A 20,626-nucleotide genomic window follows, 5' to 3' on the forward strand; every position below is an offset into this window, starting at 1 on the left:
CGATGCCTACAGGCTGGCTGAGCGTTGACCGTTCATCGCAGGTCTATGGCCGCTACTACGGCCAGCAGATCAAGGTCCCGGTGTGGTCCACGGCGATCGTGGGCGGCGACAAGAAGATTGTGGTGGATACCGGGATTCACGATCCGGGCTGGGTGTCGAGCTTCGTCTGCCCTTGTGAACAGGCACCGGAAGAGCGGCTTGAACGTGCGCTGAAAGAGTATGTGGGCTGGAATGCGGACGACGTGGATATTGTCATCAACACGCACTTGCACTACGACCATTCCGGTGGCAACACGCTCTTCAAGAACGCACGTTTTGTGGTCCAGGCAAGCGAGTGGGAATACGCTGGCCGGCCCTTGCCGACGCAGTCCACGTTTTATCAGGAGTTTCTGATCGGCCGGGAACCCCTTGGTTTTTTTCGCTGGCAATTCGTACATGGCGTAGCCGACATAGCGCCCGGCGTGCGGGTGGTGCCAACACCGGGACATACGCCCGGGCATCAATCGGTTGCGGTCGATACAGCGGACGGCGTGGTCCTGATTGCCGGCGACTGCGCAAGCTGCATGGAGAATATTGTGGATCTGGTGCCGGTCGGCATTGTCCATGAGACGGCTGCCGAGCTGGCTTCACTCAGGCGTATCCGGCAGATCGCGGACTTCGTGATTCCCGGCCACGATCCGAACGTCGTGGCCGGTTCAGCGGGCATTCAACTGCCCGCCAGTGCACGGCTGAAACACGTTGAAGATTAGTACTACGAGTGTTTTAACGAAGCCAATCAAATGACCATATGCAGGATCGGAGGAAGACATGAACGCACTGACGAACACCATCCGTCAGGGGGGGCGGGTCGCGCTGGGCGCCGCGCTTCTCGCGACGCTGGCCGTCTCGGGACAGGCCTCGGCGGCAGGCAAATACAAGATTTTCCTGTCGATGAGTTATGTCGGCAACGACTGGCAAACAGAAGCTGCCAACATGGTCAAGGCCATGGCCGCTACGCCGGGACTCAAGGACAAGGTCGACCTGGAAGTACAGGTCGCCGGCACCGACGCACAGAAACAGATCCAGCAGATCAACTCGATGGTCCAGGCCGGCGCCAAGGCGATCGTGATCTATCCGATCTCGCCGACCGCATTGAATCGCGCCATCAAGAACGCCTGTTCGAAGGGCGTGGTGGTCGCGGCCTATGACGGCGAGGTGACCGAGCCGTGCGCCCATAACGTGACGATCGACCAGAAGCAAGCGGGTACTGTCACCGCCGAATGGCTCGCGAAGACCATTAACGGCAAGGGCAACATCGTGCTGATCAACGGCGTGCCCGGCACCTCGGTGGATCGCGCGCGCACCGAAGCCGCGAAGGCCGTGTTCGCGAAGTATCCGGGGATCAAGATCGTGGCCGAGGGCACGGGCATGTGGAGCCAGGCGACCGCCAAGACGGAGTTGTCGAAGATCCTCGCCACCAATAGCTGGGACAAGATCGACGGCCTGTGGATGCAGGTGGGCTGCTTCACGGCGGCGTCCATGCAGCTCGAGGCCGGCATAGCGGACGACAAGATCAAGCCGTGCGCGGGTGAATCGTCGAACGGTCACCGCGTGCAGATGTTGCCGCCGGGCACGGTGAAGGGCGATGGCGGCTATCGCTCGATCGGCTACCGGTCCATCTCGTATGGCTCGCCGCCGTACTCCGGTGCACTCGCGCTGAAGCTGGCCGTGGACAAGCTCGACGGCAAGGACTTCCCGGCGCATGTGACGCTCAAGCTGCCGCTGGTGGAGACATCGCAATCGAAGTTGTGCACGACCGGTTCCATCGATGAACTGAAGGGCGGATGCACCGCGTTCATGCCGGACAAGGTGCCGCCGGGCTGGTTTGCGGATATCTATTCGGCAGAGACCAGCGAGGTCGGTTTCAACGCGGCGCTGACCGGCAAGCCGGACTAAAGGTAGAGGGGTACGTCATGTCGAGTGCAGGGGCAGACGCTGGTATCACGGGCAGCGGCAATGAATGGGCGCTTGATCTGTCGAAGGTCACCAAGCGGTTCGGCGCTACTGTTGCGCTCGACAACGCGTCGTTCCGCGTCAAACGCGGCGCCGTTCATGCGCTGCTCGGCGAGAACGGCGCGGGCAAGTCGACCACCGTCAAGCTGTTGTCCGGCCTCATGCAGCCGGACGCAGGCGGCATCTCCATCATGGGCCGCAACGTGAGCATGCGCGGTCCGAAGGACGCGCATCGTGCGGGCGTGCAGACAGCGTTCCAGGAGATGACGCTGGTGCGAGACCTGACTGTCGCGCAGAACCTGCTGATGGCGTATGAACCGACCGGCTGGTTCGGCCGCATCAGGAAGCGGGAATCACAGAAGCAGGCGGCGCAATGGCTGGAACGTCTTGAGCTGGGCGATATCCGCCCGGGCGCTTATATCCGCGATCTCGCGTTACCGGTGCGCCAGAAGATCGAGATTGCGAAGGCGCTGGTCCGCCAGCCTGAAGTGCTGCTACTCGATGAACCTACGTCCGCGCTGTCCGGGCGCGACGTTGCGTGGTTGGCGCGACGGATCGAGGAGTTGAAGGCGCGCGGCGTGACCTTCGTGTTCATCACGCACCGCATGCAGGAGGTACGCGAGTTTTGTGACAGCCTCACCGTGTATAGAAACGGCCGTGACGTAGGCGCTTTCGATACCGATTCGATCTCGGACGACGAAGTCATTCGTCTTGTGATCGGCCGGTCGATGGACGCCAAATATCCGCCGAAGGTTGCCACGCCGGCGGCGCTTCAAACCCCGGCGATGGAAGCACGCGGCATTAAGGTGGACGGCGTGGTCAATGACTTCGACCTGACGCTCAAGGCGGGTGAAGTCCACGGCATCGCGGCGCTGCAGGGCATGGGGCAGCGTGAGATCTTCGAGGCATTGTTCGGTGCCGAGTTTATCGACGCGGGCCAGATTCTGATTGATGGAAAACCGGTCACGCTGACCTCGACTGCTGATTCGCTGAAGGCCGGGGTATCAACGAGTTTTCTACCCGAAGACCGCAAGACCGAGGGTTTGTTCCTGCGTCTGCCGGGTGGGGAGAACGTCTCGCTGCCTATCATCAAGCGCTTCTCGCGCTTCGGCCTGATTGACAGGAAACGCGAGCAGGCCGCGATCAAGCGCGCGCTCGCACAAATGGAGGTCAACCCGCGGGCAGTCTACAAGCCGTGCCTGTCTTTCTCGGGCGGCAATCAGCAAAAGATAGCCATGGCGAAATGGTTGCTGACGCAAAGCCGGGTGTGGCTGATGTTCGACCCCACGCGCGGGATTGACGTGGGGACCAAGCACCAGATCTTCGTGCTGATGCGCGCGTTCGCGGCGGCGGGTGGTTCCGTGCTGTTCTATTCCACCGACGTACCGGAACTGGTGAATGTATGCGACCGGGTGTCGGTGGTGTATCGCGGACGCAATGTCGCCGAGCTGGCCGGTGAGGCGCTGACCGAAGAGAACGTGATGCGCAAGATGCTTTCAAGTTGACGGGCTCTTGAAGCTCGCTCAGGCAATCAGAGGACCATCATGAAAATTGCAATTGCGTCGCCCGACAGCGAGGTCGTGCGGCCCGGTGCGCACGTTGGCTTGCGGGCGCGCGTGGATCACTACCGTGGCTTGATCATTGCGATCGGCGCGCTGCTCGCGATGATGATCGCGTGGGTGTCGCTGTCCGCCACGCCGGTCGGACTCTACGATGTCGGCTCCGTGATCTCCAGCAGCGCGACGCTCGCGCTCGCCGCGATCGGGCAGACCATCGTGGTGTTGAGCGGTGGTTTCGACCTGTCGGCATCCGCCGTGGTGTCGTTGTCCAACGTGCTCGCGGTGCGCTTCGTGCAGGGCACGCCGATCGAGCAATGGGGTGGCGTCGCGCTGATTCTTGCGATTGGCGGGGGCATTGGACTCATCAACGGTGCGTTGATTGCGTGGTTCCGGCTCCAGTCGATCGTGGTCACGCTCGCCACCATGTTCATGGTGCAGGGCTTGACGCTGCTGATCCAGAACAAACCGGGCGGGAGCATCGGCGATCAGTTTGGCGCGTTCATCACCTCTGATCTCGTGCCCGATAAAGTCCCCATGTCAGCGGCCGTGCTGGTTGTCGCGCTGCTCGTGTGGACCTTCGTCAAGCGGACACGCTTTGGCGTGGGCCTGTATGCGCTTGGCAGCGATCCCGACGGCGCGTATGCGAACGGCATGCCTGTCCGAGGTTATCGAATTGCTACCTATGCGCTTGCCGGCATGTTCTACGCTGCAGCGGGCTTGTACGTATCGGCACAGACCGGCTCCGCTGATCCTCTGGTGGGCCGGCCGTTGCTGCTCTCCATGTTCACGGCGGTCGTGCTGGGCGGCACGTGGTTAGGCGGCGGCCGAGGCGGTTGTGTGGGCACGGTGTTCGCCGCGATGACCCTGATGATCACGGTCAATATCCTGCTGGTGCTCAACGTATCCGCTTTCTTTACGACTATTGCCGAAGCCGTGATCCTGATTTTGGCGGTACTCGGGTCGTCGGTAGGCAAACAGTCGGCGGCGCATCATTGCGCGCGCTACGCCGGACGATGGTTCACCGCGTGGCGCACCGGAACGCGCGCAAGCAACGACGGGAACGCGCGGCGTGTGAAGTTCGAAGTCGAGAACTTCCGCCCCATGGAAAACACGGAGCTCAAGGGTCACCTGCTGGGCGACTGGATCGAACGCAATCGGGAATGGGTGAAGTACGTCGTGCCCGCGTACCTGTTGTTCTTCGCGGTGATTGCAGTTACGGGCGTGGTCTACGGCCCGGGTGTCCTCGTGAGCGCCAACTTCTATACGAGCTTGCTGACACTGACCTTGTTCCTGGCAGTGTTAGGGCTGGGACAAGGCGCCGTGATCCTGACCGGCGGGCTCGATCTGTCCGTGCCCTGGCTCATCACGCTATCGGGCGTATTGCTGACGGGGCTCACGCATGGCGTCAACGAAGCCGCGGCGTGGGCCGTGCCGCTGGTGCTGTGCGCGGGCTTGGCTGTTGGCGTATTCAACGGTGTGGGCGTGGTGGTGCTGGGCTTGCCCCCCATCGTGGTCACGCTTGCCGCCAATGGCCTGTTGCAGGGCATCACGCTTATTTATTGCAATGGCTCGCCGCAAGGCTGGGCGCCGACTGCGATCAGCGATTTCACGAACGGGCGCGTGGGTCCCCTGTCGCTCGCCGCGTGGTGTGTACCGCTGTTCCTTGCGTTAGCGTTGCTGTTGCTGCATCGCACGGCCTTTGGGCGACGCGTCTATGCCGTCGGCAATTCACAGGTTGCAGCGAAGCTGTCGGGCGTGCGGGTGGGCGCCACCCTGATCGCGGTGTATTGCCTCTCGGGTTTATGTTCCGCCGTGGTGGGTCTGCTGCTTGCCGGCTTCAGCAGCCAGGCTTTCCTCGGCATGGGAGACCCGTATTTGCTGCCGTCCATTGCGGTGGTGGTCGTCGGCGGCGCGTTGATCACCGGCGGCCGGGGGCATTATCTCGGTGTATTCGGCGGCGCGTTGCTGCTGACCGCGCTGGGTACGCTGCTCGCCGGCACTACCGTGCCGCCTGCCGTGCGCGACATCATCAACGGCCTGGTCGTACTGGCCGCCGTGATTACGTTGCGCGATAAAAAAGCTTGATCGCCCATGGAGCCGCACAATGACCAGACGCATTGCAGTGATTGGATCGGGACGGATAGGCCGCGCGTGGGCGATCGTATTCGCGCGCGCGGGGTTCGAGGTCAGGCTTCATGATGCCGACCGCGCGATGCTCGACGGCGCGATTCCGTCCATTCGCCGCAGTGTGTCGGATCTCGCCGGATACGGACTGATCGACGAACCGGAAGAGCGGATCGTGTCACGTGTCAGCACCTGCGAAACGCTCGCGGACGCGGTAAGCAATGTCGATCTGGTGCAGGAGAACATTGCGGAGATCGTGGAGGTCAAGCGTGCGTTGTTCGCCGAACTGGACAAGCTGACCCGCCCCCACACGCTGCTGGCCAGTTCGACCTCCGGCCTGCCTGCCTCCACGTTCACCGAAGCCCTGGAGGGCCGCGCACGGTGCCTTGTGGCGCATCCGGTGAATCCGCCTTCGCTCGTGCCGCTGGTCGAGTTATGCGGCGCGCCGTGGACATCGCCGGACACCTTGGACCGTGCGCGTGCGCTCTACGAGGAGGCCGGTCAGGAGCCGGTGACCGTTGCACGCGAGATTCCGGGTTTCCTGCTGAACCGCCTGCAAGGCGTGCTTCTCGACGAAGCATTGAGCCTCTATGCACGGGGGTATGCAAGCGCAGCCGATCTCGACACCGTGATGCGCGACGGTCTCGGTCTGCGGTGGTCGTTCATGGGTCCGTTCGAAACCATCGACCTGAACGCACCCGGTGGCGTGGCGGATTATGCGGCGCGTTATGGCGCGATGTACCGCTCCTTCGCGAAGGACAGCGTGCCGTTCGACTGGTCGCCCGACAGTATCGCGAGGCTCGATGCCGAGCGCCGCGAGGTGTTGCCGCTCGATGAAATAGAAAGCCGCAGCCGCTGGCGTGACCGGCGGCTGATGGCCTTGCTGGCGCATCGCCGCGCGACATTGGAGTCCGATGACGACAACGATTGATAACCGGAGGCGACCATGATTGAAACCCGTTTGATAGTCGATGCCAACAATCATCTTGGCGAAGGGCCGCTGTGGGATGTGAAGGAGCAGCGCCTCTACTGGATTGACAGCACTGCCGCCGAGATCAGCAGTTGCCGTGCTGACGGCAGCGACATACGGCGCTATTTCGTGCCACGCCACATTGGTTCGATGGCGCTGCGCGAGGGCGGCGGCGCGGTAGTCTCGCTGGCGAACGGCCTGCATTTCTACGACTTCGACACGCAGACGGTCAAGTTCATTGCGGACCCGGAAAGCGACGACCCCGAGACGCGTTTCAACGACGGCAAGGTGGACCGGCGAGGGCGGTTTATCGCGGGCACGATGGCGTATGACTTCGACCGTTACGACGCCGATCGCGGCCAGCGTCCGAACCGCAGCGGCGCACTGTATCGGCTGGATACGAATGGCTCCGTGACGCGTCTGGACGGCGGCATCAGTTGTTCGAACGGTCCCTGCTGGAGCCCGGACAACCGCACGTTCTATTTCACCGATTCCTACGACAGGCAGATGTACGCGTACGACTACGACATCGAGACAGGCGCGGTGGCGAACCGGCGGGTATTTGCGTCAGCGCGGGATCTGGCTGGTACGTTCGACGGCGCGACGGTCGATGCTGAAGGTTATCTCTGGTCGGCGCTTGTGTTTGGTGGACGGATACTGCGGTTCGCGCCGGACGGCAAGCTTGACCGGGTAGTGGAGTTTCCTGTACGGAACCTGACGAGCGTGATGTTCGGCGGTCCCGACCTGGACATCCTGTTCGTCACGACCATGGGCCGGCCGATGTGGGGCATCCCGCAGAAGGAGCGCGACAAGGGCGGGTTGTTCGCGATCACCGGGCTGGGGGTACAGGGCTTGCCGGAGCCGCGATTTGCCGGATAGGGCGGCCGCGCTTTAAAGCCGCCTGCATGACAATCGTCCCAGGCCAAATCAGTAAGCGGCCCAATGCCCGCGTACCCACACCCACTGGTTACCCTCCCATTTGTAGTGCCCTTTCACCCAGCGGTAACCCGGCGCCGGTTGCGCCGGGACAACTTCAACAAGCGGCTCGGGGCGCGGCGGACGGGTGGGTTCCACCACACACGCTGTGAGCATGATGCTAAGTAGTACGATACTTGATATGTGTTTCATTTTTATCTCTTCCCTGATGAAGTCAAATACGTAACTGCTTGCCGGCCGTTGCGCCGTCAGGTCCGCAGCAACCTGCCGGACATCGGGCTGGCGGTCTTCTGCGCAAAGAGCGTCGCCCTGACCTGAGCCGGATCAAGGCCGAAGGTTTCCGCGGTTGCGGCCGCAATCAGGCTGTCCAGCCCGAGCGTGGGCCGCAAATCCCGTCCCTGATACAACGCCGACGGCGCGAGCCCCGGCCAGTCCGCCAGGATCCGGCCGCCTTTCACCGTTCCTCCCAGCAGCATCGCGGCGGACGCCGTGCCGTGATCCGTGCCGCCCGTGCCGTTCGCCGCTGCCATGCGCCCGAACTCGGTCGCCACCAGGACAGTCGTGTTCGCCCAATGCTCGCCGAGACCATCGCGCATGGACGCCATCATCGTGTCGAGCGCCTTCAGTTGCGCACCCAGCCGCGGGTTCTGGGCGCTGTGCGTGTCCCATCCGCCGGTCTCGATCATCGCGATGCGCGGGCCGTCGCTGCGGCCGAGGAAGCTTGCGGCAAGCTTGCCGATGCTCGCCGGGTCCTGACGCGCGCCGGCATCGGCGGCGAGCCCGCGAGCGTCCATCGCTGAACTCCAGAGCGCATGAAGCTGCGGGTCGCCGGAATAGAGCTGCGAGACGCGGACAAGCAGATCGTCTGGCGCCTGCGGCATCCCGGACGGTACGTACGACGTCACCTGGGCACGGCCGCGCAGCGCCAGCGGTACGGTGGGCGCGAGCGCTATTGCGTTAGCCTTGGAGGCGGGCAACATGGACACCAGCCGGTTCAGCCAGCCATCCTTGATCTGGTAGGGCGATGTACCGCCGGTTTCGAGCACGTTCTGGCCGTCGAAGTGAGAGCGATCGCGATACGGCGATGCAACCGCATGCACGAACAGCGCCTGCTGCGCGGCGTACATCTTCGCCGTCTCGACAAGCGAAGGGTGCAGCGCGAACGTCCCGTCAAGCTTGGTCGCGGTCGACGGATCGATAGCCAGCGCCCCACGCAGGCGTGCGTAAGCGGGATCGGCGTAGGGCACCACGATGTTGAGTCCATCGGCGGCGCCACGCTGGATCACAAAGACAAACCGCTGGTCCGACTCCACCGAAGCGAATGCAATGCGGGACCCGATCAGCATTGCACCGACGCCGGCGCCGGCACACATCAAGAAATTCCGACGCGAGGTCATTGTTCATCTCCTTTGGAAATCGGGGGAAACAAGCAGCAGCGCGAGCGCGGTTGGTGCGCTTTCCGCACGCGATAGTTCGGATGCCGTAGCATCGCTCAGCGAACCCGCGAGCAACTGGTCGCCGAGTGTGCGCGCGTCGAGCGTATCGCCTATACGTGATGCAAAACGCTGCGCCAGCTCCACCCGGCGCACGAGCGCGTCGGGTGCGGCCCAGCTTGCGGCTATGTCGTCATAGCCCGCCGGCGACCCCGGCCGCCACACGGGCTGGCCAAGCTGTGTCAGCAAAGGCGCGATCTGCAGGTTGCCGAGATCTTTGAGACCCAGCCCCCGTAGCGACGACACCGTCCAGTCCCACGGCGTCTTGAACTTGGCATCCACCGGCGACCATGCTTCATGTGAATCGATCAGCACCTGGTACACGCTGGGCAAGTCACCGTTCGTCGCGCTGAACACGCCGGCCAGGCGATCGACCAGCGCGGGCGGCGGGGTATCGGCGACAAAATGCCGGGCGAGCTTGCCAGCAATGTGCTGCGCGGTCGCGGGCGAGGCAGCCAGATCGTGCAGTACGGCAAGCGCCTGCTGCTGGCCGGGCTGATCGTATTGCCGGTTCATGATCGTGCGTGTTCCAGGCTCGTGCAGCGGCTGGCGAAACACGAATTGCCCGGGCTCTGCAGCGTCATTGCGCTGGGCACCCGCACCCATGCCGCCGCCCATTGCACCAATACTCCAGCCCGTCAGCGCCCGGGCGAATTCGGTCACGTCGTTTTGGTCGTAGCCGCTGCGCACGCCAAGCGTATGCAGCTCCATGATCTCGCGCGCCAGATTTTCGTTCAGGCCGGGCTTGCGGTCAGGATGCTTTGCGGCAGCGCGTTCAGCCGCCGGGCTGTCGGGGCCGACCGAGCGGGCCTGATCGAGGAAAATCTGCATGGCCGGATGACGTTCCACCGCGACCAGCATGTCTTCGAAACGGCCCAGTACATGAGGGCGGATGGCTTCCGCCTCGAATGATCCGGCAAGCATGGCCACCGGCGGTTTTTCCACGGAAACCGCGAAATGGTTAGACCAGAAAGCCACCAGCCGCTCGACAAACGGTGTGGGCGTTTGCAGCGTGCTGACGAATCGCGCGTTGACGGCTGAGCGATAGATATCGCGGAGTTTCTCGTTATAGGACTTGCGCACCGCTTGTTTGTCGTCGGCGCCGGCGTTGCGGATCGCATTCTGGCGATCGGCGAATTCGGCGGCGAGCGCGGTGCTTGCAGGTTGGTCTCCTAACGCTTGCGGCATTGCCTGATAGCTTGCTCCCGAGAGCTGGCTCTTGAGCCAGCCCTTCGGATCGGGCGGCGCCGCCTCACCTGCGCGGGCACCCAGTCCGAAGCGATTCAATGCGATCGCGGCGGGGGTCACGGATGTAACGGCGGTACCGGGTGTCACGTCAGCCATGGCTGTTCCCACGAATCGAATTGCTATGTAGCTTTAACGGTGGGGCCGCGTGAATCCGTCGGTGTGCCCCAAATTTATTTTTTGGGCGGCGGCCCCACATGCAGCGGGCCGTGGCGCTCCAGCGCATCGACAAGCTTGAGCCGTTCATCGGGTGTCAGCGTGCCGGCGAAGTCAGCCACCGTTGCTTCGACCCGCGCACGCACCGCAACATCGGCCTCGCGCGTGCGGGCGAGCGCCGCGTCGAGCGCGGCGCGATCGAATTGCGGCGCAGCAAGCGCCTGCACGACATCGAGCCGGCCGGAGCGCGCACCAATGATCAGGGGCAGGCTCTCACGGCGTGTCTGCCGCAGCGCCTCGCGCAACTGGTCCTGGCGTTCCTGGGGCAGTTCAGCCGCGGCGAAACGCAGGCCGCGTTGCTGCGCCAGCACTTCGGCTTTCTGCTTCGCCACCCATCGATACGTCCCGCCCGCGATTGCCCCGAGCAGGAAGATGTTGAGTACGAGCGACACGATCAGCAGTGTCTTGAGCCGGGTTGTCGGCATGGTCATTGGTCGCTCCAGTCGGCCGTCGAGCTGCTGAATACGGTGCTTTCACCGGTTTGATCGAAGAGACTCGGCGGATTCGCCGACGTGTAGTAGAAAGATCCGGTCAGCGATATGGCCAGCACGCCCGCGGCAATTCCCGCCACGCCCACGCCCACGAGACCGGCGCCCGAGAGCCACCATTGCGGCCGTTTCCAGGCGGGTTTCTGACGTGGCGACGCGAGCGGCGCCGAGGCCAGGATGCGCCGGACCAGATCCGATTCGGGCGCGGCAACGTTATGCTTCGACAGCACGAGATCGAGCGACCGGGCCTCGGCCAGGGCAGCCAGTACGGCCGGGTCACGTTGAGCGAGCAGCGCCTTGGCTTCGGCGCGCTCGGTTGCGGGCCAGTGTTCCGGCATGGCACCATAAGACTCGGTGAGGCGGCGAAAACGTTCGGGGGTCATCGGCGTTCCTTTCCAAAGACATGCTCGCCGCGCTCGCCGGCAAGACGGCTGCGCAACGTGCGGCGTGCGCGCGCGAGCAGGCTTTCCAGCGCTTCGACGGTGATACCCATCAAAGCCGCGGCCTCGACGTTCGGCAGTTCCTGGTAGTACTGCAAGACCAGTGCCTCGCGCTGGCGTGCCGGCAGCGCGGCGAGCGCGGCGGCAATGCGCTCGCTGCGCGCGGACTCGTCAAGTTGGTCTTCCGGCAGCGGCGCCGGGTCGACGGGTTCCGGCGCGTCGTCGTCGGAGATGACATCCTGACGGCGGCGCAAGCGGTCATAACACAGGTTGAGCGCGACGCGGTGCAGCCAGGTGTCAAAGCGAGCCTGGCCGCGCTGCCAGCGCGACGCCTGCTTCCAGATCCGTACGAACGCTTCCTGTGCCACGTCGCTCGCCTCGTCACGGTCTCCCAGCATGCGGGTCGCGAGCGCGAGCAGCCGCGGCAGTTTGCGCGCGACCATCTCGCGAACCGCTCCGGGTTCCCTGCCATCGATACGGGCTAGCAACTCCGCGTCCGGGTCTTCTTGGTTCAATGTGTTTGATCTCGCAGCACATGTTCAACAGCCTGCGCCGGGTTGGCCTGCGACCCGGTGCGCTAGCGTGGGGACTGCTCAGTACACGACGACCGCGGGTCGATAATAAGCCGGCCGCGCGGGATAAACGACGCACGCGGAAAGCGCCGCGGCCGCCAGCGCAATGGTGACTAGAGTTTTAAGCATGAGTGCCTGCCTTGGCCCGAAGGGGGTGACATGCGGGTGCCCCGAGGGTTACCCGCGATGAAAGCGCCTGTGCCCGGTCTAGCGGGCCCAGTGACCTTCGATCCAGCGCCAGTTGGGTCCTCGTTGCACCCAGTGGCCCGGCACCCAATGTGCGCCGACTTGTACCGGCCGCCAGTGGCCCGGTATCCATTCGTAGCCCCGGCCGGCCCAGCGCCAGTGACCGCCGTCCCACACATAGCCGGGGCGTGCCGCGGGAACGACTTCCGTGCGCATCGGCGGCGGCGCCGACGGGGCGATGATCACTTCCTGAGCGAGTGCGGACACGCTGGTCAGTGCAGCCAGTGCGGTGACCATAGCCAAAACGGCTTTTACCGCGACGGCCTTTACCGCGAAGTTGGGCGAAGCCCGTTCTTTTAGTGCTTTCATAACGCTTCCTTGAAGGTGGAAAAGACGCTCGATGCAGGTGTCTGTCGAGTGCTTAAACGCGAGCCTCCAAGAAATCCGTCTCAAGATCTGAAATTTATTTATGCGGGCTGAAACCGGTGGCGATGCCGCAATACATCCGGGCCCGGATAAGCGGGTGAGCGCGCGGCTTCCCCTTATCCATCATCAATCTGCCCAGGTTCGACATTCCCTCAAGCCATGGAATCAGGAAATCTTCTTACAAATAAATGAAAACTTTCCTAAAGTATTTAGTTGGCTTTTAGTAATACACAGGTAATTAGTAGTAACATTAGGTAACATACGATGCCGCTCAACGATGCGGCAATGCATCACGCGAATGAGTGAACCGGAGCGCGGTTTGTAGCCCGTTTATAGCCCGATTCACAGGCTGATTCATAGCCCGGATTAAAGCCCCTTAACAACGACTTAAACGGCTTTTTCCTGCCGCTTGTGACGAAAGTGGCATCGCGTGCATGACGGCTGGATGTCGATCAGCCTAACCCCGGCGCTCACCAAGGGAGTTCGAGTTTCTATGTCTGACGCAATCAAGTCCGCGGGACAATCTCTGATCAACGGCTCGACCGGCAAGAATACCGACGTCCCCGCGCTGGTCGCGGCTATCGTCAACGCACGGGTTGCCGGATTAAACGCAACCAACGCGGCAAAACAGAAGACCAGCACCTCCCAACTGACGGCTGTCGGCTCGTTGAAATCGATCATGTCGCTGCTGCAAAGCTCGCTGGCGTCGCTGTCCGACGGCACCGCACTGGCCGCTGTCACCGCCAAGGCCGACGGCAAGGGCGTGACGGCTGTTGCAGGCAAGGGCGCGACGACAGGCAGCTATGCGATCCAGGTCACCAACATCGCGACATCGCAAAGTATCACTTCGGGCGCGTTCGGCGCCAAGGAAGCGCTGGGCGCCGGCACGCTGAAACTATCGGTAGGCGGCTCGGACGTTTCGATCAAGATCGATTCGTCGAACAACACGCTGAGCGGCATTGCGGCCGCGATCAATTCCGCCTCCGGCAATCCCGGCGTGAGCGCGACGGTGATCACCGGCACGGACGGCGCGCATCTTGTACTGCACTCGTCCACCACGGGCGTGGCAAACAGTATCTCGGTGGAGGTCACGCCGACCGGCTCCGGCGACAACACCGGGTTATCGAAGCTCAACGTCAGCTCGACCACGTCGACCGTCGATCCTTCGGACCCGGCCAAGACCGTGGCGCCGTACACGACCATCGGGACATCGGCGAACTGGAAGCAAACCGCGGCCGGCAAGGACGCGTTGCTGACCGTGGCTGGCACGGAGGTTAGCAGCCCGAGCAACAGCGTGACGTCGGCCATTGCGGGCTTGTCGATCAACCTGACCTCGGAGTCAGTGGGAACGACCCAGACGCTGGCCGTCACCTCCGACACGAGCGCCCAGACGACATCGATCAAGGCCTTCGTCACCGCGTATAACAATTTCGTCAACATGGCTGCGTCGCTGACGTCTTTCGACAAGTCGCAACCCAAGGGCTCGCAAGGCGGCCCGTTGCTCGGCGACTCGATGATGAATACGGTCAGGAACGCGCTTGCAACCGTGATCAGCAAGGGCGTGCCGACGGCGTCGGGCTCGACCAAGGCAATGGCGAACCTGGGAACCATTGGTATCACGCTGCAGCAGGACGGCACGTTGAAGATCGACGACACCGCGTTGAACTCGGCGCTGACCAACAAGCCCGGCACGGTCAACGCGTTGTTCAACCCGACCTCCGGCCTCGGCGCGGAGATGAACAAAACGCTCACGACCTTTCTCAAGAAAGACGGCCTGCTCGATACAAGAACAACGTCGCTCAACAAGGACCTCGACAACGTCAAGGTCCAGAGCACGAAGCTGGATGCATTCGCCACGCAACTGACGAACAGCTACAACGCGCAGTTCACCGCGCTCAACACGCTGATGGCGCATATGGCCAGCAATACGAGCTACCTGACTGCGTTGTTCGGCGGGGCCAACAGTGCGGGCGCACTGGCCGGAAACAAGGGTTGATCAGGAACGCGCCGCGCGACGAATGGCGGTAAAAACGAACCGGGGCGTCCTGTCAGGACGCCCCGGTTCGTTGTGCGGCGAAGAAGGGCGCGTGCGCCCCTTACTTGTGTTCTCTACCTGAGCGCTCTATTTAAAATCCCAGCGCATCTGCTCGACGATCCCCACGCCGCGCGACGTCCGCACGCATTCGCTCACGTAGTCGACAAACGGCAAGGGCTCGAAGCCGATCTCATCACGCAGGCGGCTGTTATCGAACTGATAGTCCAGGTTGGCGAACCCCGCGTAGAGACCCAGCGCATGTTCGATCACGCGGGCCACGCCTGAGTCCTGACGCCCGACCACCTCGCACGCGATCCTGCGGAAATCCCGCGGTGCGCAGATGGAATAGCGTTTCCCCGATACGCCCGTGGCTTCGTCCATTGCGCCGATAATCTGCCCGATGGTCGGTGCCTCCGATCCGGCCGATACGTGGTACGTATCGAACGCCAGCTTCGGCTTGACGGCGAGCAGGGCCAGTGCGCGGGCGCAATCGTCGACTGAAACCACATCCAGCCGGGTCATCGCTTTTGCGCTGAAACGCCGCGCGCCGTGCACCACGCGAAACACCCAGAAGATGCTCGCCGACGGCAACGTGCCCAGCACCGTATGCCCGACGACAATCGATGGCCGCACCACGACCACCGGCAACGACGGGTAGTAGATGCGCAGGAGCCGCTCGACGTCGCGTTTGCTTTGCGTATAGGGAACGAGATGGTTCGTTTCGCTCTCGTTTCCGGTATGGGTGAACGTGGATTCCGCCACGACCGGACTGCACTGCGTGCCGCATGCCATGGCCGTGCTGACGTGCAGGAAACGCCGCAGCGTCTTGCTGTCGGCAAAGTGCGACGCGAAACGCAACGTGTCGCGCACGTTGATTTCGAGTACTTGCGGGTTCGTGGAGAACGACGCCATGGCTGCGCAGTTGATCACATGGGACGCCTCCGTCAGGCGGGCGAGATCCGCTTCCGTAAAATCGCCGCCCAGGTCGCCCACGATCACGTTCGCCTCGGTCAGCCGTTGCGCGCGGACGTGGGGCAGGCCGCAACGGATGGCGGATACGCGCAGGCGGGTCAGCGCCTCGGCCTTGTTCGCCGCGCGCACGAGGCACACGAGGCGTTCGATCAGCCCGGCATTCATGAGCGTCACCAGCACAGTGCCGCCGATAAAACCGGTGGCGCCGGTCAGCACCAGCCGGTCGATGCCCACCACATGCATGCGCGTGGACGACGTGAGGCTGTCTTGCCAGGCGGTGGACAGAGGGGTTTGCCATGCAAACATAGCGTTCTCCGTTCAGAAGCAAAATAAGTAGTGGCCAAGCGCGGCCAATAGCGGCGGGCAGCGGATGGTCGCCGCGCCGATGCCGCGCCTGATACCTGATAGCGCCACGCCTAATATCGATAGGTCACTGCTGTCGTTGCGAAATAAGCGTTCTTCTTTTGCACGATCGGGCTGTCGGCGGACGAACCGAGAATGCGTGTCAGGCCGCCCGATGTGCGCAGCGACCATTTCGGCGTAAAGGAATAGGTCCATGCGGCCGAGACTGTCGCGTTGTCGAAACCAGCCTTGACCGAGTAAGGCCGGAAACCGCTGCTCGCGGACTGCGCTTCGGTGACGCCGAAGAAGGTCTGCGTATAGCGGCCGCTGCCGGCGTGCAGGCTGCCTGTGATGCTGATGTCGTTGGTGGCGGTGTGCAGGACCGGCTTGGTGATGTCGAGGTGTCCGCTGACGCCGCGCGTGGTGTGGGTGAGCGGCTGGTCGAGCGTCACGCTGATGGTGGTATCGCCGAACACGGTGGCGCCGACCTGGAACGACATCATCAGCGAGCCGGGAATGCGGCCCATGCCTTTCAGGTAGTTCGAGCCGGGCAGGTCCGCGCGGTTGCTGTCGCTGCGGCCGAAGTCATAGTCGAGCGCGGTCGAGACGAACATGCCATTGGCGAAGGTCTTTTTATAGCCGGCGCCTTCGAACGGGCTGATGAAAAAGCCGTTGGAAAATTCAGCGGAGAAGACCGGTGCGACCAGGCCACGGTAGTCCTTGCTGCCAAGGTAACGCGGTGCGACTCCGGTTCCCAGTCCGAAGGTATAGAAATTCTCGGCGTGCGCCATGGAGGAACACGTCAGGCCAAGCAGGGGGAGGCAAAGATAAGAAAGGCGTTTGCGCACGGTCAGGTCTTTTTTTAGGAGAGAAGCCGCAGTCTAGGTACGCCGCTGACCGGTGTCTGTTTTGAAGTTGAGCGAATTTGTGCTGAATTGTGTTCAAGTGTCCTTGAGTGTTGCGGGCGGCCCTTCCATACGCGCGCGAGGATAGAATCGACGGCTGCTAGTGTGCAAGTGCGGAGAAGAAAGATGAACGAGGTCTCGCCCAAGTACAACGTGTTGCTGATCGAGGACGATGACCGTCTCGCGCAACTGGTCGCGGAGTATCTGGATAGCTATGAATTTGCTGTGACCATTGTGCGGCGTGGCGATATTGCCGTGGCTGCCGTACGCGAGCATAAACCGGCGCTGGTGATTCTCGACCTGATGCTGCCCAACATGGATGGCATGGAAGTGTGCCGGCGCATTCGCGGTTTTTCGAGCGTGCCGGTGTTGATCCTGACTGCTCGTGTCGATGTCTTCGACCAGGTTGCCGGACTTGAAACCGGCGCGGACGACTATGTCGTCAAGCCGATCGAACCGCGTGTGCTGGTGGCGCGCGCACGAGCGCTGCTCAGGCGCTCGCAGCCGGCGGAGGAAGTCATCATGCCGGCCGTGGATGCCGGCACGCTCACGTTCGGCGAACTGGTGATCTCGCCGCCGAACCGGACCGTGACGTGGCGCGGCCAGGACATCGACCTGAAGACCGCCGAGTTCAACCTGCTCGTGATTCTCGCGCGCGCCGCCGGTACCGTGCTGAGCCGCGACGATATCCTCAAGCAATTGCGCGGCATCGAATTCGACGGGCTGGACCGCACCGTCGACTCCGGTATCTCGCGGCTGCGGCGCCGCTTCGAAGACGCATCACCGGAGCCGCACAAGATCAAGACGATCTGGGGCCGCGGTTATCTATTCAGCCCGTCTGCGTGGGAGGATTGAATGCTGCGTTCCCTGATCCGCCTGTATCTGATCGTGTTGCTGGGCGGCGGCCTGGCTATCGTGTTCGTCGATCAATCGTTCTCGCAACTGTTTCATCATCGGGTCACCCAGAACGTACGTGACAGCGTAAAAGCCTATGCGTTCGTGCTGACCGATTATCTTGAACGGCATCCTGGTGAGCAGCGGGCGGCGGCACTGGCTGAACTGCAACAACATGGTGAAGAGGGTTTCAGCCTGCTCACGATGAAAGACGTGATCCCTGTTCTCGACACCGAGCAGTTGCGCGACCTTCGGGATGGCAAGCTGGTGCTCAGCATGGATGCCAAGGATTACTACCTGCCGTTGCCCGACGGCACGATCGTCCATGCCCATCCCGATGAGCCCGGCAACCTGGACATCAAGGCGCTGGCTTATAGCCTGGTCGCGCTCGCGACGCTGTTGTCCGTCGTCCTGTGGGTTCACTATCACTGGCGCGACCTGAGGAAGCTCGAGGCTGCTGCCCGCGCGTTCGGCAGAGGCCAATTGTCGACCCGCGCCGATCTGTCGAAGAAATCGAATATCTACGACCTTTCAAAGCAGTTCAACGAAATGGCGCGGCAGATTGAAGCGTCGATCCTGCATCAGCGCGACATGATGCACGGCATCTCGCATGAGCTGAAAACGCCTCTTGCACGCCTCGAATTCGGCCTTGCGCTGTTGCAGTCGCCTGAATCCCCGGAGCGGCAGCGCGAACGTCAGCTTGCGCTGCGCCGCGATGTGCGTGAACTCGATGAGCTCGTCACCGAACTGCTGACGTTGAGCCGGCTTGAACAAGGCGCGGCGCATATGGTGCTGATGCAGGTGTCCGTAAGTGAATTGCTGGACAGCGTGGCGGCGAGCATGGCCCATGACGTCGCTGACCGCGCGTTGTCCCTGTCGGTCATCACAGCCGGCGCGCCCGTTAGTCATGTCTGCGATCCGAAGCTGGTCGCGCGGGCATTGTTGAACCTGATCCGCAACAGCACCCGCTACGCGCGGCACGCCATTTCGCTGAGTGCTTGCCTCGGGCCGGCGGGCGCGCTCGTGCTGATCGTGGACGATGACGGCCCCGGTATCCCGATCACGGAGCGCTCGCGTATCTTCGAACCGTTTCATCGGCTCGATGCAAGCCGCGACCGGCACACCGGCGGCTTCGGGCTTGGTCTGGCCATCGTGCACCGGGTGGCCCTGGTCCACGGCGGTGAGGTACGGCTGGAAGAGTCCGCGTCGGGTGGCGCGCGTTTCCTGATCACTTTGCCATCCGTGCCTTTGCCTGCAGCGGTAGGAACCCCGGGCGGCGCGACCGCCATCCAGGACAAGAGAGGGTTCGCGACCAAGCTCATGGTCTGATGGATGGTCAGTCCTCGTGACCCTGTCGCCTGTCGGCAAAATAACGGGCGGGGGGCTTGTGTTTACACATGCCCCATGACGCGGGTTTCGCGGCATACCACGCGGCGCATTCGATCGTATCCTTGCGCGGCCCTTGTCCGTTAGTAAGCGCTTGCCTGCTTAGTCACGCTAAGCGCACCGTTGCGCGTTAGCGGACTCCGCGTGAGCGGCACACGGAACTCAAGACCCGTCCACCACCAAAACCCACCGCCAATCGTTAAATGTTGTCAGATCGAGGCCGGCATTATTTCCTTTCGGCACGAATGCGGAGACACTAGCGTCACCCTTCCGAGGGTGTGTCCCGCGACGAAATCATCCTCGTCGCGCTTCAAGTCCCATCCCGCCCGGGTGGGACTTTTTTTTGATGCATCGACTAGCGGTTCGCAAAAGCCTGGCCACGGCGGAACAGGTCACGCGCGATGGAACAGAAGAGGGCGGTGGTCTGGCCTTCGTCCTGAAGACGGCGGCTCATGATGATCGGTGACGTGGGGCCGGGTTCAGGCAGGTGCCGGTAGACCACCCCATGCACCCTTAAACCATCGACACTCTCCGGTACAAGCGACACACCCACTCGCGCCGCCACGAGTCCAAGCGCCGTCTGCAGCTCCCGTACTTCGTGTACGGCGGCCGGTTCCAGCGCATGATCACGCAGTGCGGATAACTGCTGGTCCGCATAACTCGGACGCGGCGAACTCGGATAGACAATCAGCGTCTCGCGGGCCATATCCTCCAGCGTCACTTTCACCGAAGCGGCCGCTAATGGATGATCTTCCGGCAGCGCGGCAATCATCCGTTCCTCGACCAGTACTTCGCGCGTGAGTTGCACGTCGTCGAAACGCAATCGTCCAAAACCGACATCGATCCGTCCGCCCTTTAATGCACCGAGCTGTTCAAGCGTGAACATCTCGATCAACGACAATTCGATCTGCGGAGCAGCCTCGCGAAATGCGCGGATCACCTGTGGCAGCGCACCATAAAGCGTGGACGGTACGAAGCCGATCACAATGCGTTCGGCGAGTTGCGCGAGCCTGCGCGTGAGCGGAACGAGTTCGTCGCTTTCATCGATCAGGCGCTTGGCCTGCGCGTAGAAAACGCGGCCCGCTTCGGTCAGGCGCAAAGGCCGTGAGCCGTGCTCGAACAGCGGCAACCCGACGCTTTCTTCAATCTGCTGGATCTGCCGGCTGAGCGGCGGCTGCGTCATATGCAGGCGACCGGCCGCGCGCGTGATGTTCATTTCTTCGGCTACCGCGATGAAATAGCGGAGTTGTCGCAGCTCCATGCAAGCCTCAAGTGGTTAAAGATCCAGCGGTAGTGCCAACACGTCCGAATCGCTCCGAAGGACGGGCACAGGACATTGCATGAGGAGGTGTCCGGCGCCCGCATTTCATGGAGGCGCCGGGCGTGATTGTGGCATGGGGAATGAGCGAGCCGGCAAACGAGGGCGCTTGCCGATATGGAACCGT

19 protein-coding genes are annotated in these 20,626 nt (G+C 62.6%); 9 read left to right on the forward strand and 10 right to left on the reverse strand.

Annotated features, from left to right (window positions below; all coding sequences use genetic code 11):
* Positions 1 to 2 precede the first annotated feature (2 nt).
* From ABH944_RS31425 to ABH944_RS31450, 6 genes are read left to right on the forward strand one after another with little or no spacing between them, the layout of a single operon-like run.
* Entirely contained in the window at positions 3 to 749 is a 747-nt protein-coding gene (locus tag ABH944_RS31425) for an N-acyl homoserine lactonase family protein (protein WP_472975139.1), read from the forward strand.
* Positions 750 to 807: 58 nt separating this feature from the next.
* A complete protein-coding gene (locus tag ABH944_RS31430) occupies positions 808 to 1,935 on the forward strand; it encodes a sugar ABC transporter substrate-binding protein (RefSeq protein WP_404611105.1) in 1,128 nt (375 codons plus the stop codon).
* A gap of 17 nt (positions 1,936 to 1,952) precedes the next feature.
* Positions 1,953 to 3,497 carry a sugar ABC transporter ATP-binding protein gene (locus tag ABH944_RS31435; protein ID WP_404611104.1) on the forward strand — a complete coding sequence of 515 codons (1,545 nt, stop codon included), beginning with the start codon at positions 1,953 to 1,955 and terminating at the stop codon, positions 3,495 to 3,497.
* A gap of 39 nt (positions 3,498 to 3,536) precedes the next feature.
* Positions 3,537 to 5,636 (forward strand): ABC transporter permease subunit, encoded by a 2,100-nt coding sequence (locus ABH944_RS31440; protein ID WP_404611103.1) that lies wholly within the window; start codon positions 3,537 to 3,539, stop codon positions 5,634 to 5,636.
* A 19-nt stretch (positions 5,637 to 5,655) separates the two neighbouring features.
* Entirely contained in the window at positions 5,656 to 6,606 is a 951-nt protein-coding gene (locus ABH944_RS31445; RefSeq protein WP_404611102.1) for a 3-hydroxyacyl-CoA dehydrogenase, read from the forward strand.
* Between the two features lie 15 nt (positions 6,607 to 6,621).
* Positions 6,622 to 7,524 (forward strand): SMP-30/gluconolactonase/LRE family protein, encoded by a 903-nt coding sequence (locus ABH944_RS31450; protein ID WP_404611101.1) that lies wholly within the window; start codon positions 6,622 to 6,624, stop codon positions 7,522 to 7,524.
* A gap of 48 nt (positions 7,525 to 7,572) precedes the next feature.
* On the opposite strand, the gene ABH944_RS31455 is transcribed toward ABH944_RS31450, so the two are convergent.
* From ABH944_RS31455 to ABH944_RS31485, 7 genes are all read right to left on the reverse strand, one after another.
* Entirely contained in the window at positions 7,573 to 7,773 is a 201-nt protein-coding gene (locus tag ABH944_RS31455) for a YXWGXW repeat-containing protein (protein WP_404611100.1), read from the reverse strand.
* A gap of 56 nt (positions 7,774 to 7,829) precedes the next feature.
* Complete coding sequence (locus tag ABH944_RS31460; protein WP_404611099.1) at positions 7,830 to 8,978, reverse strand: DUF1501 domain-containing protein; 1,149 nt, start codon at positions 8,976 to 8,978, stop codon at positions 7,830 to 7,832.
* A gap of 3 nt (positions 8,979 to 8,981) precedes the next feature.
* Positions 8,982 to 10,418 carry a DUF1800 domain-containing protein gene (locus ABH944_RS31465; RefSeq protein ID WP_404611098.1) on the reverse strand — a complete coding sequence of 479 codons (1,437 nt, stop codon included), beginning with the start codon at positions 10,416 to 10,418 and terminating at the stop codon, positions 8,982 to 8,984.
* Between the two features lie 74 nt (positions 10,419 to 10,492).
* Positions 10,493 to 10,966: a periplasmic heavy metal sensor gene (locus ABH944_RS31470; RefSeq protein ID WP_404611097.1), complete on the reverse strand. Its 474-nt coding sequence runs from the start codon at positions 10,964 to 10,966 to the stop codon at positions 10,493 to 10,495.
* Complete coding sequence (locus tag ABH944_RS31475; protein WP_404611096.1) at positions 10,963 to 11,406, reverse strand: hypothetical protein; 444 nt, start codon at positions 11,404 to 11,406, stop codon at positions 10,963 to 10,965. The genes ABH944_RS31470 and ABH944_RS31475 overlap by 4 nt, the downstream gene beginning before the upstream one ends.
* Complete coding sequence (locus tag ABH944_RS31480; RefSeq protein ID WP_404611095.1) at positions 11,403 to 11,978, reverse strand: RNA polymerase sigma factor; 576 nt, start codon at positions 11,976 to 11,978, stop codon at positions 11,403 to 11,405. The genes ABH944_RS31475 and ABH944_RS31480 overlap by 4 nt, the downstream gene beginning before the upstream one ends.
* A gap of 264 nt (positions 11,979 to 12,242) precedes the next feature.
* The gene (locus ABH944_RS31485) at positions 12,243 to 12,518 is read right to left on the reverse strand and encodes a YXWGXW repeat-containing protein (RefSeq protein WP_404611202.1); all 276 of its coding nucleotides are present in this window, start codon (positions 12,516 to 12,518) and stop codon (positions 12,243 to 12,245) included.
* A 622-nt stretch (positions 12,519 to 13,140) separates the two neighbouring features.
* Here ABH944_RS31485 and fliD point away from each other — a divergent pair.
* Positions 13,141 to 14,643, forward strand: coding sequence for a flagellar filament capping protein FliD (gene fliD, locus ABH944_RS31490; RefSeq protein ID WP_404611094.1), 1,503 nt, complete (start codon positions 13,141 to 13,143; stop codon positions 14,641 to 14,643).
* Positions 14,644 to 14,769: 126 nt separating this feature from the next.
* On the opposite strand, the gene ABH944_RS31495 is transcribed toward fliD, so the two are convergent.
* Both ABH944_RS31495 and ABH944_RS31500 read right to left on the reverse strand, forming a co-directional pair.
* Positions 14,770 to 15,960 (reverse strand): SDR family oxidoreductase, encoded by a 1,191-nt coding sequence (locus ABH944_RS31495; RefSeq protein ID WP_404611093.1) that lies wholly within the window; start codon positions 15,958 to 15,960, stop codon positions 14,770 to 14,772.
* Positions 15,961 to 16,070: 110 nt separating this feature from the next.
* Entirely contained in the window at positions 16,071 to 16,787 is a 717-nt protein-coding gene (locus ABH944_RS31500) for a MipA/OmpV family protein (protein ID WP_404611092.1), read from the reverse strand.
* A gap of 240 nt (positions 16,788 to 17,027) precedes the next feature.
* Between ABH944_RS31500 and ABH944_RS31505 the strand changes: the two genes are divergently transcribed.
* Together ABH944_RS31505 and ABH944_RS31510 are read left to right on the forward strand one after the other, a co-directional pair.
* Entirely contained in the window at positions 17,028 to 17,756 is a 729-nt protein-coding gene (locus ABH944_RS31505) for a response regulator (protein WP_404611091.1), read from the forward strand.
* Complete coding sequence (locus tag ABH944_RS31510; RefSeq protein WP_404611090.1) at positions 17,757 to 19,124, forward strand: ATP-binding protein; 1,368 nt, start codon at positions 17,757 to 17,759, stop codon at positions 19,122 to 19,124. It begins immediately after the preceding gene.
* A gap of 412 nt (positions 19,125 to 19,536) precedes the next feature.
* On the opposite strand, the gene ABH944_RS31515 is transcribed toward ABH944_RS31510, so the two are convergent.
* Positions 19,537 to 20,442 carry a LysR family transcriptional regulator gene (locus ABH944_RS31515; RefSeq protein ID WP_404611089.1) on the reverse strand — a complete coding sequence of 302 codons (906 nt, stop codon included), beginning with the start codon at positions 20,440 to 20,442 and terminating at the stop codon, positions 19,537 to 19,539.
* Positions 20,443 to 20,626: the final 184 nt, after the last annotated feature.

The sequence above is a fragment of the Caballeronia udeis genome (assembly GCF_044909315.1).
Classification (GTDB): domain Bacteria; phylum Pseudomonadota; class Gammaproteobacteria; order Burkholderiales; family Burkholderiaceae; genus Caballeronia; species Caballeronia udeis_A.

Bases quoted from the DNA above. Each gene is read 5' to 3' on its own strand.
- ABH944_RS31425 (WP_472975139.1), top strand. From the start codon at position 3: ATGCCTACAGGCTGGCTGAGCGTTGACCGTTCATCGCAGGTCTATGGC.
- ABH944_RS31430 (WP_404611105.1), top strand. From the start codon at position 808: ATGAACGCACTGACGAACACCATCCGTCAGGGGGGGCGGGTCGCGCTG.
- ABH944_RS31450 (WP_404611101.1), top strand. From the start codon at position 6,622: ATGATTGAAACCCGTTTGATAGTCGATGCCAACAATCATCTTGGCGAA.
- ABH944_RS31445 (WP_404611102.1), top strand. From the start codon at position 5,656: ATGACCAGACGCATTGCAGTGATTGGATCGGGACGGATAGGCCGCGCG.
- ABH944_RS31465 (WP_404611098.1), bottom strand. From the start codon at position 10,418: ATGGCTGACGTGACACCCGGTACCGCCGTTACATCCGTGACCCCCGCC.
- fliD (WP_404611094.1), top strand. From the start codon at position 13,141: ATGTCTGACGCAATCAAGTCCGCGGGACAATCTCTGATCAACGGCTCG.
- ABH944_RS31460 (WP_404611099.1), bottom strand. From the start codon at position 8,978: ATGACCTCGCGTCGGAATTTCTTGATGTGTGCCGGCGCCGGCGTCGGT.
- ABH944_RS31510 (WP_404611090.1), top strand. From the start codon at position 17,757: ATGCTGCGTTCCCTGATCCGCCTGTATCTGATCGTGTTGCTGGGCGGC.
- ABH944_RS31455 (WP_404611100.1), bottom strand. From the start codon at position 7,773: ATGAAACACATATCAAGTATCGTACTACTTAGCATCATGCTCACAGCG.
- ABH944_RS31515 (WP_404611089.1), bottom strand. From the start codon at position 20,442: ATGGAGCTGCGACAACTCCGCTATTTCATCGCGGTAGCCGAAGAAATG.
- ABH944_RS31500 (WP_404611092.1), bottom strand. From the start codon at position 16,787: ATGGCGCACGCCGAGAATTTCTATACCTTCGGACTGGGAACCGGAGTC.
- ABH944_RS31435 (WP_404611104.1), top strand. From the start codon at position 1,953: ATGTCGAGTGCAGGGGCAGACGCTGGTATCACGGGCAGCGGCAATGAA.
- ABH944_RS31470 (WP_404611097.1), bottom strand. From the start codon at position 10,966: ATGACCATGCCGACAACCCGGCTCAAGACACTGCTGATCGTGTCGCTC.
- ABH944_RS31440 (WP_404611103.1), top strand. From the start codon at position 3,537: ATGAAAATTGCAATTGCGTCGCCCGACAGCGAGGTCGTGCGGCCCGGT.
- ABH944_RS31495 (WP_404611093.1), bottom strand. From the start codon at position 15,960: ATGTTTGCATGGCAAACCCCTCTGTCCACCGCCTGGCAAGACAGCCTC.
- ABH944_RS31475 (WP_404611096.1), bottom strand. From the start codon at position 11,406: ATGACCCCCGAACGTTTTCGCCGCCTCACCGAGTCTTATGGTGCCATG.
- ABH944_RS31485 (WP_404611202.1), bottom strand. From the start codon at position 12,518: ATGGTCACCGCACTGGCTGCACTGACCAGCGTGTCCGCACTCGCTCAG.
- ABH944_RS31505 (WP_404611091.1), top strand. From the start codon at position 17,028: ATGAACGAGGTCTCGCCCAAGTACAACGTGTTGCTGATCGAGGACGAT.